14 protein-coding genes are annotated in these 14,648 nt (G+C 31.5%); 10 read left to right on the top strand and 4 right to left on the bottom strand.

The annotated features are described in order from the left end of the window. Window positions 1-7: 7 nt before the first annotated feature. Window positions 8-1,033: a quaternary amine ABC transporter ATP-binding protein gene (locus ACTTA4_RS04215; RefSeq protein ID WP_440633659.1), complete on the bottom strand. Its 1,026-nt coding sequence runs from the start codon at window positions 1,031-1,033 to the stop codon at window positions 8-10. 120 nt (window positions 1,034-1,153) lie between these two features. Between ACTTA4_RS04215 and ACTTA4_RS04210 the strand changes: the two genes are divergently transcribed. The 7 genes from ACTTA4_RS04210 (at window position 1,154) to ACTTA4_RS04180 (ending at window position 8,208) form a co-directional block, all read left to right on the top strand. Beyond that, window positions 1,154-1,885: a class II aldolase/adducin family protein gene (locus ACTTA4_RS04210; RefSeq protein WP_440633658.1), complete on the top strand. Its 732-nt coding sequence runs from the start codon at window positions 1,154-1,156 to the stop codon at window positions 1,883-1,885. Further along, window positions 1,885-3,021, top strand: coding sequence for a TauD/TfdA family dioxygenase (locus ACTTA4_RS04205; RefSeq protein WP_440633657.1), 1,137 nt, complete (start codon window positions 1,885-1,887; stop codon window positions 3,019-3,021). The genes ACTTA4_RS04210 and ACTTA4_RS04205 overlap by 1 nt, the downstream gene beginning before the upstream one ends. A 115-nt stretch (window positions 3,022-3,136) precedes the next feature. Continuing rightward, the gene (ugpB, locus tag ACTTA4_RS04200) at window positions 3,137-4,447 is read left to right on the top strand and encodes a sn-glycerol-3-phosphate ABC transporter substrate-binding protein UgpB (protein WP_440633656.1); all 1,311 of its coding nucleotides are present in this window, start codon (window positions 3,137-3,139) and stop codon (window positions 4,445-4,447) included. Window positions 4,448-4,492: 45 nt separating this feature from the next. Next, window positions 4,493-5,374, top strand: a complete 882-nt coding sequence (gene ugpA, locus ACTTA4_RS04195) for a sn-glycerol-3-phosphate ABC transporter permease UgpA (protein WP_440633655.1) — start codon at window positions 4,493-4,495, stop codon at window positions 5,372-5,374. Further along, window positions 5,374-6,228 carry a sn-glycerol-3-phosphate ABC transporter permease UgpE gene (gene ugpE, locus ACTTA4_RS04190; RefSeq protein WP_440633654.1) on the top strand — a complete coding sequence of 285 codons (855 nt, stop codon included), beginning with the start codon at window positions 5,374-5,376 and terminating at the stop codon, window positions 6,226-6,228. Before ugpA ends, ugpE begins: the two co-directional genes overlap by 1 nt. 5 nt (window positions 6,229-6,233) lie before the next feature. Continuing rightward, the gene (locus ACTTA4_RS04185; protein WP_440633652.1) at window positions 6,234-7,286 is read left to right on the top strand and encodes an ABC transporter ATP-binding protein; all 1,053 of its coding nucleotides are present in this window, start codon (window positions 6,234-6,236) and stop codon (window positions 7,284-7,286) included. A gap of 1 nt (window position 7,287) precedes the next feature. Next, window positions 7,288-8,208: a glycerophosphodiester phosphodiesterase family protein gene (locus tag ACTTA4_RS04180; protein ID WP_440633651.1), complete on the top strand. Its 921-nt coding sequence runs from the start codon at window positions 7,288-7,290 to the stop codon at window positions 8,206-8,208. A 3-nt stretch (window positions 8,209-8,211) separates the two neighbouring features. On the opposite strand, the gene ACTTA4_RS04175 is transcribed toward ACTTA4_RS04180, so the two are convergent. From ACTTA4_RS04175 to ACTTA4_RS04165, 3 genes are read right to left on the bottom strand one after another with little or no spacing between them, the layout of a single operon-like run. Further along, window positions 8,212-9,642 carry an aldehyde dehydrogenase family protein gene (locus ACTTA4_RS04175; RefSeq protein WP_440633650.1) on the bottom strand — a complete coding sequence of 477 codons (1,431 nt, stop codon included), beginning with the start codon at window positions 9,640-9,642 and terminating at the stop codon, window positions 8,212-8,214. A gap of 21 nt (window positions 9,643-9,663) precedes the next feature. Then, window positions 9,664-10,605, bottom strand: coding sequence for an NAD(P)-dependent oxidoreductase (locus tag ACTTA4_RS04170; RefSeq protein WP_440633649.1), 942 nt, complete (start codon window positions 10,603-10,605; stop codon window positions 9,664-9,666). Beyond that, the gene (locus ACTTA4_RS04165; RefSeq protein ID WP_440633648.1) at window positions 10,605-11,474 is read right to left on the bottom strand and encodes a DMT family transporter; all 870 of its coding nucleotides are present in this window, start codon (window positions 11,472-11,474) and stop codon (window positions 10,605-10,607) included. The genes ACTTA4_RS04170 and ACTTA4_RS04165 overlap by 1 nt, the downstream gene beginning before the upstream one ends. A gap of 59 nt (window positions 11,475-11,533) precedes the next feature. Here ACTTA4_RS04165 and ACTTA4_RS04160 point away from each other — a divergent pair, with 59 nt between their 5' ends. From ACTTA4_RS04160 to ACTTA4_RS04150, 3 genes are read left to right on the top strand one after another with little or no spacing between them, the layout of a single operon-like run. Continuing rightward, window positions 11,534-12,280 (top strand): maleate cis-trans isomerase family protein, encoded by a 747-nt coding sequence (locus ACTTA4_RS04160; RefSeq protein ID WP_440633647.1) that lies wholly within the window; start codon window positions 11,534-11,536, stop codon window positions 12,278-12,280. After that, window positions 12,280-13,449 (top strand): M24 family metallopeptidase, encoded by a 1,170-nt coding sequence (locus tag ACTTA4_RS04155; protein WP_440633646.1) that lies wholly within the window; start codon window positions 12,280-12,282, stop codon window positions 13,447-13,449. Before ACTTA4_RS04160 ends, ACTTA4_RS04155 begins: the two co-directional genes overlap by 1 nt. A 45-nt stretch (window positions 13,450-13,494) precedes the next feature. Beyond that, the gene (locus ACTTA4_RS04150) at window positions 13,495-14,580 is read left to right on the top strand and encodes an ABC transporter ATP-binding protein (RefSeq protein ID WP_440633645.1); all 1,086 of its coding nucleotides are present in this window, start codon (window positions 13,495-13,497) and stop codon (window positions 14,578-14,580) included. Window positions 14,581-14,648 lie beyond the last annotated feature (68 nt).

Genomic DNA, 14,648 nt, shown 5'->3' with positions numbered 1-14,648 from the left:
TATTATTTTAAGATTTAGTTAAAGAAGACTGTAATTCTTGATTAGTAATATAACCCTTAATATTACCGTTCTTATCAACTACTTCACAATTTGAGTCTGAACAAACTATTTGAGGTAAAAATTCTTCAATAAATTGATCTTCATTTACTTTAATAACGTTTGATTTATCTATATTTTCAGAATCATTTAAATTTTTCATAATTATTTTTGCTTTGATTACTTTTGCTCTATTCACATCTTTAACAAAAGCTTTTACGTAATCATCTGCAGGATTCATTATAATTTCTTCTGGCGTTCCAACTTGTACTAATTTTCCTGAATTTAAAATTCCAATATGGTCACCTAATCTCAATGACTCATCAAGATCATGAGTAATAAATACAATTGTTTTTTTTAATTCTGATTGAAGATCAATAAGTTGTTTTTGCATATCACTTCTTATTAGTGGATCTAGAGCACTAAAAGCTTCATCCATCAACATTATATCCGTATCTGTTGCTAATGCTCTTGCCAAACCAACTCGCTGTTGCATTCCTCCAGATAATTGATTTGGATATTGATTTTCAAATCCATTTAATCCAACAGCATCAATTTTTTCCATTGAGATTTTATTTCTCTCATCTTCGGACTTACCTTGCATTTCCAAACCATATCCAACATTTTGCAAGACTGTTTTGTGCGGGAATAAACCAAACCTCTGGAAGACCATACTCATTTTGTGTCTTCTAAACTCAATTAGTTTTTCTTTATCAAGCGACATCACATTTGTGCCCTCAACCAAAATTTCACCATCAGTTGGATCTATAAGTCTATTTAAATGTCTAATTAATGTAGATTTTCCTGAGCCCGAAAGACCCATGCAAACAAACGTTTCACCTTCTTCAATTTTAAGAGAAACATTATCTAATCCAACTGTGTGCCCAGTTTTTTCTAATATTTCATCTTTAGTTGAACCTTCCTTGACCATTGGAAGCACTGATTTTGGATTATTACCAAAGATCTTATATACGTTGTTGATTTCGATTTTTGACATCAATTAAGTTCTAACAGTTCATAGAGCATAATGTAAAACAATTTCTATACAACTGATAATTGATTTTTATAAATTCGATTTTGTTTGATTTTGTTAGTCATTTAAATAATCATTTAATTTATGACCAAATCAGACCAAGATATTCGATGCGAACTATCTGCTCTTTATAGAATTTTACACATGTATGGGATGACAGATTTAGCTAATCAATGTGCTGGAGCTAGATCAGCTGAAGATAAAGATTGTTCTTTTGTTCATCCTTATGGAATGTTTTATGAAGAGATTACAGCATCATCTTTAGTAAAGATTGATAAAGATGGTAAAAAAATAAATTCAGATGGACCATGGTTAAATGATGGTTGTATCAATCTTGCACAATGGATTTTTAATTCACGTTCTGATGTTAACTTTTATGTTCACGGACATGCTAATGATGTTATGGCAGTTGGAGGAACTAAAGAAGGTTTGATGCATCTTTCACAAGCAGCAGTCTATTTAAATCATTTAATTGGATATATCGATTACGAATTTGTTGAGGATAAAGATTTTGGAAAAAAATTTGAAAACCTTATAGGGAAGCATGATATTTTAATTACAAGAAATCATGGATACTATACTGTAGGTAAAACTGCTGCAGAAGCTTTTTTTAGAGCATATTATTTAGAACAAGCATGTACTGTTCAAGTTAAAAATTTATCTATGGGATTAAATAAACATGAAATAGACAAACAAAAAGCTGCTTATTTTTGGGATAATATGAGTAGTTCAGATGATTATAATTATGATGGAAAAACAGAGTGGGCTGCATTATTAAGAAAATTAGATCGTGAAAATTCAAATTATAAAAGTTGATGGAACAAAATTATAAAATTGAAAATATAACTAAAAATTCTACTAATTTAGAAGTTGATTGGAGTGATGGAAAAAAAAGTAAGTTTAATTATTTGTGGTTAAGAGATAATTGTCCTACAGCACACGATAAAGATTCTCGTCATAGAATGTTTAACATTCTCAAAGTATCTAAAGATATAAATCCTAAAAAATTTTCTTTAAACAATGATGGTAAACTCCAAATTGAGTGGAGTGAGGGAGATCATGTTAGTTATTATGATCAAAAATGGCTGAGAGATAATTGTTATACAATTAAAAACAATTTGGAATACAAATCACCCTACAAGCTTTGGGATAATTCTCTTCAAGATCATTTAAAATCTGTAGAAATTGATCATGATGAAATCGTTAATTCAGATGAAGGCTTAATTAAATGGTTGGAACTTTTGCATCATACTGGAATTGCAATTGTAAAAAATGCACCGACAGATGAGAACTCTGGATTTAAAGTTTTAAATAGAATTAGTCATACTAGAGAAACTTTTTTTAAAACTCCATTTGAGGTAATTAATATTCCAAAACCAAACAATTCTGCTTATACAGCACATGCTTTGAGAAATCATATGGATTTACCTTGGTTTGAAACACCTCCAGGTTATCAATTCCTTCACTGCCTGGTTAATTCTGCAAATGGTGGAGATTCTTCAGCTGTAGATGGATTTGCAGTTGCAGATTATTTAAGAAAAAATGAAAAGGAAATCTTTGATACACTAGTTAATGTTCACCTCAAATTTCGAGATATGGATTATACACAAGAGTCAGTAAGAAGTTATTATGCGCCAGCAATTTCTTTAACTAAAGATAATGATTATCACGACATTAGATTTAGTGTTGCAACTATGGATGCCTTAGATTGCCATCCTGATTTAATGGACAAAGTTTATAAGGCTCATCATCGATTTGGAAATTTATTACACGATGATAAATTTCAAATTAAATTTAGATTAGGGCCAGGAGATATATTTACTTTCAACAATAGAAGATTGCTTCATGGGAGAACTGAATTTGATCCAAATTCTGGTCACAGACATCTCCAAGGATATTACATGGATCGTGATGAAATTATAGGAAGATTAAAATATTTAAAGAGCAATTAAACCTGAAGTAGAAATTAAAATTAAAATTTGCCACACACTGGATAACTCTAAATAAATTTTGGAATTCTTTAAAATTTTTTTGTAGTCTTTATAAAAAAACAACGAGAGGGAAAAAATGAATATCAAAAAAATATTTATTCAATTTAGTATTTTCCTAATGCTTTCTACTACTTCTGTGTTTGCAAAAACTCAAATTGAGTGGTGGCATGCATTTGGTGGAAGACTAGGAGAACTTTTGGACGAGCAAGTTCAAAAATTTAATGCAAGTCAAAATAATTATGAAGTAATTCATACTAGAAAAGGTAATTACTCAGAGACTTTAAATGCTGGTATTGCTGCATTCAGAGCAAAGCAACAACCACATTTACTTATGGTTTTTGAAGTTGGAACTGCAACTATGATGGCTGCAAAAGGTGCAATCAAACCAGTTTACGAAGTAATGGCTGAGTCTGGCTTAGGTTTTAATCCTGATGCATACATTCCACCTGTTAAAGGTTATTACACTACAACAGATGGTAAAATGCTTTCATTACCGTACAACTCTTCAACTCCAGTTTTATGGGTTAACAGAGATTTGATGAAAAAAGCTGGATTAGATCCAAACATGAGTCTTGCTACTTGGTCAGATGTTGGTATGGCACTTGATAAAGCAAAGTCAGCAGGAACTTCTTGTGGTCTTACTACTGCTTGGCAAAGTTGGATACATTTAGAAAACTTTTCTGCTTACCATAATGTTGCTTTTGCAAGTAAAGCAAATGGATTTGCAGGTTTAGACACATCTCTATCTTTCAATAGTGCATTACACGTTAAGCATTTAGAAATGATGGGTAACTGGGCTAAAGAGGGTAAATTCTTTTATGCTGGAAGAAGAAACGAAGGTGGAGCAAACTTTAGAGCAGGTGAGTGTATGTTCTTTACAGAAAGTTCTGCTGGATATGCTGGTATAAAAAAAGAAGCTCAATTTGATTTTGAAATCAGACCTTTGCCTTATCATGCAGGAACAAAAGCTCCTCAGAATACTATCATTGGAGGATCATCATTATGGGTAATGTCTGGTCACTCTGCAGACGAGTATAAAGGTGTAGCAGCTTTTATTAATTTCCTATCAGGAACTGATATCCAAGCTAAATGGCACCAAGATACTGGTTATTTGCCAATCACAATTGCAGCAAGTGAAAAGACAGCTGCAGATGGTTTTTACAATGCAAATCCTGGTACGGATATTGCTGGAAAACAAATGATGGCAAAAGCACCAACAGATAACTCAAAAGGTTTGAGACTTGGTTCTTTTGATCAAATCAGAGGTATTATCGATGAAGAGTTAGAAGCAATTTGGACTGGTAGCAAATCAGCTCAAGTAGCTATGGATAGTGCTGTTAAAAGAGGAGATGCTCTTTTAAGAAGATTTGAAAAAGCTAATAAGTAAATAGTTTAATCTATCTGGGGGTTATCCAACCCCCAGATTTTTCATATGGAAAAAAAAGTTTTTTTTAGAGGATGGTTGTTACCCATTTTATTAATTTCACCACAATTAATAATTTCTATAATATTTTTTTTCTATCCTGCGGGACAAGCTATTTCAAATTCATTGTATCTACCTGATCCATTTGGATTAAGTTCAGAATTTGTTGGGTTAGAAAATTTTTTATTTTTATTTGGTGACAGTTATTATTTATCAAGTTTTGTAACTACAATTTTCTTTTCCACAAGTGTCTCTGTTCTATCAATGGGACTTGGTTTATATTTTGCATTATTAGCTGATAGAATTTTTAAAGGTGCTGGAGTTTATAAAACACTTTTAATTTGGCCATACGCAGTAGCTCCTGCTGTTGCAGGTGTGTTGTGGATGTTTTTATTTTCAAGTAGAGTTGGTGTTGTCTCTTGGTATTTAGGTTTATTAGGTTACGATTGGAACCATGCTTTAAATAGTGAAGAAGCAATGGGATTAGTTGTATTAGCTTCGACATGGGGAAGAATAAGCTATAATTTTCTATTCTTTCTTGCAGGATTACAGGCAATTCCAAAATCAATCATAGAAGCAGCAGCAATTGATGGAGCAAGTTTTTGGAAAAGATTTAGAACAATAGTGTTTCCTTTGTTATCACCAATTACGTTTTTTTTATTAGTTGTTAACATCGTTTATGCCTTTTTTGAAACATTTGGTGTAATTCACACAATTACATCTGGGGGACCCGAACAATCAACCACAACTTTAGTTTATAAAGTCTATTCAGATGGTTTTGTTGGTCAAGATTTAGGATCTAGTGCAGCACAATCTGTTATCTTATTAGTAGTTGTTGGTTTGTTAACTGTTATTCAGTTTAAATACATAGAAAGAAAAGTTCATTACTGATGATTGAAAGAAATAAAAAAGGATATTTCATGTCTCACCTAGGTTTGATTATAGGAATTGCTTTTATTTTCTTTCCAGTTTGGCTAACTTTTGTTGCTTCGACAGTCACTCAACAGGATATCATTCAGCCACCACTCCCACTTTTACCTGGGTCTCATTTTATTGAAAATTATACCTATGCTTTAACTGAGAAATCAGCAGAAGGATATGAAAAAAATATTCCAGTTTTAAGAATGTTGTTTAATTCAGCGGTAATGGCGCTTGGAATTACTATAGGAAAAATTACAATTTCTTTACTCTCAGCATTTGCAATAGTTTATTTTAGATTTCCTGGGAGAAAATTTTTCTTTTGGTTAATTTTTTTAACATTGATGCTACCTGTAGAAGTAAGGATCGTGCCTACGTATGAGATTGCAGCGAAATTGAATCTATTAAATAGTTATGCAGGATTAATATTTCCATTAATAGCATCAGCTACAGCGACTTTTTTATTTAGACAATTTTTTATGACCATACCAAACGAGATGGTTGAAGCCGCTAGAATGGATGGAGCGAAACCTATGAAATTTTTCATAGATATATTAGTACCTATAAGTAGAACAAATATTGCAGCTTTATTTGTTATTTTATTTATATATGGATGGAACCAGTATTTATGGCCTCTATTGATGACAACTGATCCAAATATGAATACGATTGTGATGGGTATTAATCAAATGATACCAGGTGGTGACGACTTTGGTCATTGGCCAACAATCATGGCAACCTCAATTCTGGCAATGGTACCTCCAGTTTTAATAGTTATAACTATGCAAAGATTTTTTGTTAAAGGTTTACTAGAAAGTGAAAAATAAAAGATATGGCTAAGATAAATTTACAAAATATAAAAAAATCATATGGGAAGAATAATGTCATTCATGATTTAAGTGCTGATATTAAAGATGGAGAATTGATAGTTATAGTTGGGCCATCAGGATGCGGGAAATCAACTCTATTAAGAATGATTGCTGGTCTTGAAGAGATCAACAGTGGGGAAATAATAATTAATGAAAAAAGAATGAATGATCTTGAGCCAATGGAAAGAAACATTGCAATGGTATTTCAAAATTATGCTCTCTATCCACATATGACGGTTTTTGAAAACATGTCATATGGCTTAAAAATTCAAAAAACACCAAAAGATGAGATAATTTCAAGAGTAAATGAAGCTGCTGAAATTTTAGAATTAAGTAAACTATTAGAAAGAAAACCAAATCAATTATCAGGTGGTCAAAGGCAAAGGGTTGCCATGGGTAGAGCAATAGTAAGAAAACCAGATGTCTTTCTCTTTGATGAACCTTTATCAAACTTAGATGCTAAATTGAGAGTTCAAATGAGATTGGAAATTAAAAAACTTCAAAGAAAATTAAATGTAACCTCTTTATATGTTACTCATGATCAGGTAGAGGCAATGACACTAGCAGACAAGATGATTGTGATGAATGAAGGAAATGTTGAACATATTGGAACACCGTTAGATGTTTATCAAAAACCACAAACATTATTTACTGCACAATTTATTGGAAGCCCGGCAATGAATATATTGAATGGTACAGTTAAGGACGGTGAAGTAAAAATTGCTGACTTTAAATTAAATGTAAACTCTTCACATCAAGGAGAAGTTTTTTTTGGAATAAGGCCAGAGCACTTAACTATAAATACAAATGGAAAATTTAAAGTAAACGTAGAATTTATAGAATTGATAGGTTCCAACACTCTTGTACATTGCAGAATAAAATCCTCTAATGAAGTAGTTGTTGTTAGTGTGCCTGGTATTCTTGATAAAGATGTTTCTGGTGAGGAGATAGGATTAGACATAGAAGATTCTAAAATACATTTATTCAGCTCGACAAATCAAAATAGGATTGATTGATTTGATACTCTCAAAACCAAACTACATAAAAATATATGGTCACAGAGGTGCGAGAGGTGATATGCCTGAAAATTCCTTGTCAGGTTTTAAATATATTTTTGATAATAATTTTTTTGCGTTTGAAACAGATGTGTTGATATCAAAAGATAAAATACCATTAATTGCTCATGATTTTTATCTCAATCCTTACTTCACTAAAGATCAAAATGGAGATTGGATAAAAAATAAAAAAATTAAAATATATGATTTAAATTTCCAGGAACTATTAAACTACGATATTGGCACATTAGACAAAACAACATCTTATGGAAAAAGATTTAAAGATCAGAAATCAATTAAAAATCAAAAGATCATCAAATTAGATGAGTTATTTGATCTTATAAAAAAATATCCTAAAGAAAATATGTTCATAAATTTAGAAATAAAATCAACACCCGAAGAGAAAAATTTAACTCCAAGTCCAAAAGATATGATCAGTATTATTAAGAAAGCATTGTTAAATTACGATTATTTTGAAAAAATTTTAATATCCTCATTTGACTGGAGAATTTTAAAAGAATGTAAACTACAAATGCCAGATGTTTTAAGAGGTCATATTAGTTTGCATACTAATTTAAAAACAAAACCCAAGACTGTATTTCCAAATTCTCCTTGGCTTAATATTAAAGAAGAATTTAATGTTTTTGAGATACCCAAAATAGTAAAAAAACAAGGAGGCCATGTTTGGTGTCCATTTTATAGAGATGTCACTAAACAGAATGTAGAAATGGCTCATGATTTAGGCCTGGGTGTAAATGTTTGGACAGTAAACAGTGAGAGAGAAATGTTAAGAATGATCAAGTATGGAGTTGATGGGATAATAACTGATTTTCCAAATAAATTAAAAAAGGTATGTGAAAACAATAAAGTTCAATGCTTCTAAAATTTATTTCCAACCTGTAACATTTTTTACTTCTAAAAATTCTTCCAATCCCCAAACTCCTCCTTCTCTACCATTTCCAGATTGTCTGTAACCACCAAAAGGAGTTCCAACATCAGCTGCATTACCGTTTATATATACACATCCTGATCTTAATTTTTTTGCAACTCTATGTGCTTTTTCTTTATCATCGGTTTGAAGATAATTTCCTAAACCATAAGAAGTATCGTTTACAATTTTCACTGCTTCATCTTCAGTATCAAATGGAATAATTGATAAAACAGGCCCAAAGATTTCTTCCTTTGCAATTCTCATCTCGTTAGTAACATCTGTGAAAATAGTTGGTTTGATAAAATATCCTTTGTTTAAACCGTTTGGTAATTCTGGCCCTCCTGCAGCTAAAGTTGCTCCCTCAGAAATTCCACTTTCAATAAGATTTATAATTTTATCGTACTGAACTTTTGAAATTACAGGGCCAATGTGATCTCCTTTTTTAGTTGCTTGATCTACTTTAATTTTGTTTGCTTCATCAACAGCTTCCTTTACTGCTCTTTCATAAATAGATTTTTCAACCAACATTCTTGTAGGTGCATCACAAGATTGACCTGAATTACTCATTACATTTCTGATACCATCTCTCACTGCATCTTTATAACTGTCAGCAAAAACAATATTTCCACCTTTGCCACCTAGCTCAAGACAAACTCTTTTAATTGTATCAGCAGCATTTTTAGAAATTAATTTACCAGCTCTTGTTGAACCAGTAAAAGAAACCATATCAATATCTGGATGACTTGAAATGTCTGTTCCAACTCCAGCTCCATCACCATTTACTAAATTAAAAACTCCTTTAGGAAAACCAGCTTCATGGATCATTTCAGCAAACAACATTCCCGATATAGGAGCAATTTCTGAGGGTTTTAAAATCATTGTGCAACCAGTTGCAAATGCCGGAGCAACTTTAAGAGCAATTTGATTTATTGGCCAATTCCAAGGAGTTATTAATCCACAAACTCCAATTGGTTCATAACAAATATGATTATTTGATTTTTCATCAAAATGTTCTTCAAAGTTAAAATTTTTAAGTCTTAGTATAAAATCTTCTAAATGATCTCTTCCTGATGCTGTTTGAACATCATTCGACCAATCCATTGGAGCACCCATTTCTAATGAAATAGCTTCTGCCATTTCATTAAATCTTTTTTTGTAAATAATTAATAATTTTTCTAATAATTTAATTCGTTCCTCTTTTGAGGTTTCTTTCCAAGTTTCAAATGCTGTTTTTGCAGCTTTTACAGCTCTATTTGTATCTTCAGTGGATCCTAGAGAAATTACTGCGCATGGATCTTCATTACATGGATTGATAACATCAAAGTCATTACTCTTAATTGGATCTACCCATTCACCATCAATATAAAATTTTCTTTTATCTAACATAATTTTATTTTAGCATACTATTTAGACTTCATATCCTTTTTCCTCGGGCTCATTATCAACTAATTCCTCTGGAAAACCTTTAGCTCTAAAATCAATATTATTTAAATCTTCCATCCTTTTTACGATCATAGAAGACCAAGCTCTAGACCCATATTTTTTTTGTCCATCTTTAAATATTTCAACAATTTTTGGAGATATCTCTAGTGGAGCATTTAATTTTTTAGCCAGATCATCAAATAAACCTGTATCTTTTAAAACTAAATCCATTGTAAAATTTATATTATAAGAACCATTCAAGATTACCTGACTTTCTGTTTCATGAACAAATGAATTTCCTGATGATGCAGCTATTCCTTTGAATGTTTTTTCAAGATCTAGATTAGATTTTTTAGCAACTGTCCAAGCTTCTCCTAAAGCAACCAAATGTACTGAAGCTAAATAATTTGTAATTACTTTAAGAGTACTTGCTGTACCCAATTCACCAGTATGTAAAACTTTTCTTCCCATGACTGTTAAAACAGGCAAAATTTTTTCAAATGCTTTTCTCTCACCACCTACAAAAATTGCAATATTTCCAGTTGCAGCTCTATGACAACCACCACTTACAGGGCCATCTAAAGGTATAGCATTTTTTGCAATTACTTTTTCTCCAATTCTCTTTACCTCAGCTTCATCAGTAGTACTCATTTCAAGCCAGATTTTATTTTCAGAAAGGCCTTGAAGTACTCCATCTTCAGCTTCCATAACTTCTGCGCTTACTTTTAGAGATGGCAAAGAAGTAATTACAAGATCAACTTGTTTTGCAAGTTCTTTTCCAGAGTTTGCAACTTTTGCACCAGAACTTTTAAATTGATCTGTTAAATTTTGATCTACATCTCTTACTGTTAAGTCAAATCCATTTCTTAACAAACTTCCTGCAAGTTTAGCACCTACATTTCCTAGACCAATAAAACCTATCTTCATTATTTTACCTCTTCTTTTTTATTTTTTGTAAAAACTATTAATATGACACCAATAATTATTATTACTCCACCAATGAACAATTCTTTTGTCGGTTCTTCTCCTAAAAGAAAAATTGCAGCTAATAATCCTGTTGGAGGAATTCCCATAGTTACAATTGGTAGAACTTTATAAATTGGATTATTTTTTATGACATAATAAAAGCAACCATATGTAACTGGCTGCATTATAAAACCAATGTAGATTGCAATTATCCAATGATTAATTTCTGCGTTAGCAAAATATTCAATAGTATTTCCATCAATGATTGCTGATAATAGAATTAAAATTGGACCAGAAAATAATGCCATCCAAGCAACCAATGCTAAAGGATTAATTTCTTTACTCAAAGGTTTAACCATTACTTGTCCAAGAGCCCAAATAGCAGAGCCTAGTATGGTCAATCCAATACCAATAATTTTTCCATCTAAATTTGGCGATCCAGTTAAAACGTAAACACCAATAAACGCTATACCAATACCAATTAAAGCCCTAACAGTTGGTTTCTCTTTAAGCATAAAGTAAGCAAAAATAACTCCAAACGGTACTTCCATTTGTACCAGCAAAACTGCTGAAGATGCATCAATTAAGTCTAAACCAGAGTAAGTGATGCTGTACTGTAAAGTATTAGCTATTAAAGATGCTATGAATATTTTTAATAAATTTCCTCTTGGTATTGGAAACCACCAGACTAAAATTGATGCTGCAAATATAAATCTTAAACCCATTAATAAAATTGGTGGAAAAGATTCAAATGCAGGTTTTGCAATGACAAAACCAAAGCCTAAAAAAATTGGAACCAGCGATGCAATGAAGGTATCTTTTAAATTCATGTCGTTAATTTAATATTAATGATTATTAAAGAACTTCTGATATATTCATCTTTTAAAATATGAATTCAACAAAAATAGATCCAAAATATATTAGTAAATCAAATCCAAGAGTTGGTTTAATAGCTCTTGCAAGTGATTTTATGATTGAGAGAGATTTCATTAATGTCATAAAAGACAGGGAAATTGATTTTTTTGTAAACCGTATTGAGTGTTACAATCCATTAACTCGAGAAAACCTGATTAAAATGTCTAATAAAGTAACTGAGGTTGCAAAAGATATTTTACCAGATCAAGATATTGATTGTATTGTTTATGGTTGCACTTCTGGAACCATTGCAGCTGGATATAATTCTATTGAACAAAAAGTAAAAGCAGCAAAACCTATGGCTGATGTTACAACGCCAAGCACTGCAGCAATTAAAGCTTTAAAAAAATTAAATATAAAAAAAATTTCTTTGTTCACACCATATAGTAAAAAACTAAATGATGAGGTTTTAGATTATTTTAAAACTGAGGGTTTTGAAATTACTTCTAATTCTTACTTTGACATTGAAGCTGATTATGACATTGGTAAAGTAGACCAAGATTATTTATATGAAGTATTATCTAAAATTGATTTAAATGGAGCAGAGGCTTTGTTTGTTTCGTGTACAGCATTACCTGTATTGCCAATTATTGATAAACTTGAAAAAAAATTAAACACAATAGTTTTATCTAGCAATCAAGCATTAATTTGGGATACACTTGTAAAAATAAATAAAAACAATTCTGTTGAGGGATTTGGAAAATTATTTGAGGTAAACTAATGTCATTTACTAAAGAAGAATACAAACAAAGATTAAAAAAAGTTCAAAAAATGATGCAAGAAAAAGGCATCGAACTTTTAATTTCTCATGACACAAATAATTTATATTATTTAACTGGTTATGATGCCTGGTCATTCTATTATGCTCAATGTGCAATCGTTCATGTAAATGCGGATGAGCCACTGTGCTTTGTAAGAGCTCAAGATGCAGGTGGCGCTTATATAAAAACTTATTTAAAAGATGAAAATATTTTAGTTTATGATGAAGAGTACATTCATACTTGGCCAAAACATCCTTACGATAGGTTAGTTGAGATAATTAAAGAGAGAAAATGGGATAATCTATCAATAGGTTTAGAGATGGATGCTCACTATTTTACAGCTTTTTGTTATGAAAAAATAAAACAAGGTTTGCCAAATGCCAAAATCAAAGACAGTGATCGATTGGTGAATTGGGCAAGATTTACAAAATCTGATGCAGAAATAAATTACATGAAATCTGCAGCAAAAATTTCAGAACAAGGTATGAAAACTGCAATGGAAGTTATTAAACCTGGTGTAAGGCAGTGTGATGCAGTTGGTGAAATTCAAAAAGCACTTTTTTATGGAACAGAGGAATTTGGTGGTGAATATTCAAGTATTGCAACTCTTCTTCCAACAGGAAAAGGCACTTCTGCTTCACATTTAACTGCTACTCAAGATAAATTTGTTGAAGGAGAAGCAACAATTATTGAACTTTCTGGAGTTTATAAAAGGTATCATGCACCAATGGCAAGAACTGTATTACTTGGAAAACCTAATCAATTAAAAATTGATACGATGAATAAAACTATTGAAGCCTTAAACTCTGGTATTAGTGCAATTAAAGCAGGAAATACGGTAGATGATGTTGCTCAAGCTTTTTGGAAAATACTTGATAAATACGGTATCGAAAAAAGATCAAGAACTGGTTATTCAATAGGGATTGGTTACCCTCCTGATTGGGGAGAGCATACTCTTAATATATATAAAGGAGACAAGACAGTTCTTCAGCCAAATGTTTGTTTTCATATGATTGCTGTGATGCAATTTGGTGACTGGGGTGTTGAGGCGTCTGAGGCTATTAGGGTTACAGAAAACGGTTCAGAGTTATTTTGTAATTTTCCAAAAGAGCTCCATATCAAGAGTTAATTTACTATTGAAATCTACTTTTACAAATGTTTAATAATCAATTTTATGTCTAAAAATCCAGAATTCGTAAAATTTGATAAAGTAGATAAAAGTTATGATGGTAAAGTACTCGTCGTTAAAGATCTTCAATTAGATATTGCCGAAGGTGAATTTATAACGATGCTTGGACCATCTGGTTCAGGTAAAACAACATGTCTAATGATGTTAGCTGGATTTGAAACTCCAACTAATGGAGAAATTTTATTAGACGGAAATATTATTTCGAACATTCCACCTCACAAAAGAGGAATTGGAATGGTGTTCCAAAATTATGCACTGTTTCCTCACATGACAGTTTATGAAAATTTAGCGTTTCCTTTAAGAGTAAGAAAAGTTGAAAAAGATGAAATTGATAAAAAAGTAGACAAAGCTTTGTCTATGGTATCCTTAAATGGATTTGAATCTAGGATGCCAGCACAACTTTCTGGAGGACAACAACAAAGAGTTGCTGTTGCAAGAGCGCTTGTATTTGATCCAGCTGTTGTTTTAATGGATGAGCCACTTGGTGCATTAGATAAAAATTTAAGAGAGAGCATGCAGTATGAAATTAAACATATCCACGAAAGTATTGGTGTCACAGTTGTATACGTTACTCATGACCAAAGTGAAGCTCTTACTATGTCAAACAGAATAGCTGTATTTAACGATGGTAAAGTTCAACAGTTATCTGATCCAGCAGAATTATATGAGAAACCAGTAAATTCTTTTGTTGCAGAGTTCATAGGTGAAAATAATACGTTTAATGGTGAGGTCTCAGATATAGATAAAGATAAATGTAAAGTTAAATTAGGTAATGCAGAAATATTAGCCAACCCTATTTCGGTAAAATCCAAAGGTGAAAAAACTACAGTATCTCTAAGACCAGAAAGAGCTTTAATTAATCCAAAAGATAAAATGGATAATATGTTTACTGGAAAAATTGAAGAAGTCATTTACCACGGTGACCACACACGAGTTAGGCTGGACTTACTTGGTAGTTCTGAGTTTATATTAAAAGTGCCAAACAGCACTTCCAACCTTGAGCTAAAAGTAAAAGAGGATATCAACATTGGTTGGAATAGTGTTGATGCTAGAGCTTTAGATCCTAAATAGTTTCAATTAAATATCCAAAATAATATTAGATAAAATGAGCTGTTGACTTCAGTTGCTCATTTTGGTGT

Source organism: Candidatus Pelagibacter sp. HIMB1485 (assembly GCF_052048055.1).
Taxonomy (GTDB): Bacteria; Pseudomonadota; Alphaproteobacteria; order Pelagibacterales; family Pelagibacteraceae; genus Pelagibacter.
The sequence above is the reverse complement of the archived record's forward strand: the minus strand, read 5'-3'. Positions and strand labels throughout refer to the sequence as shown.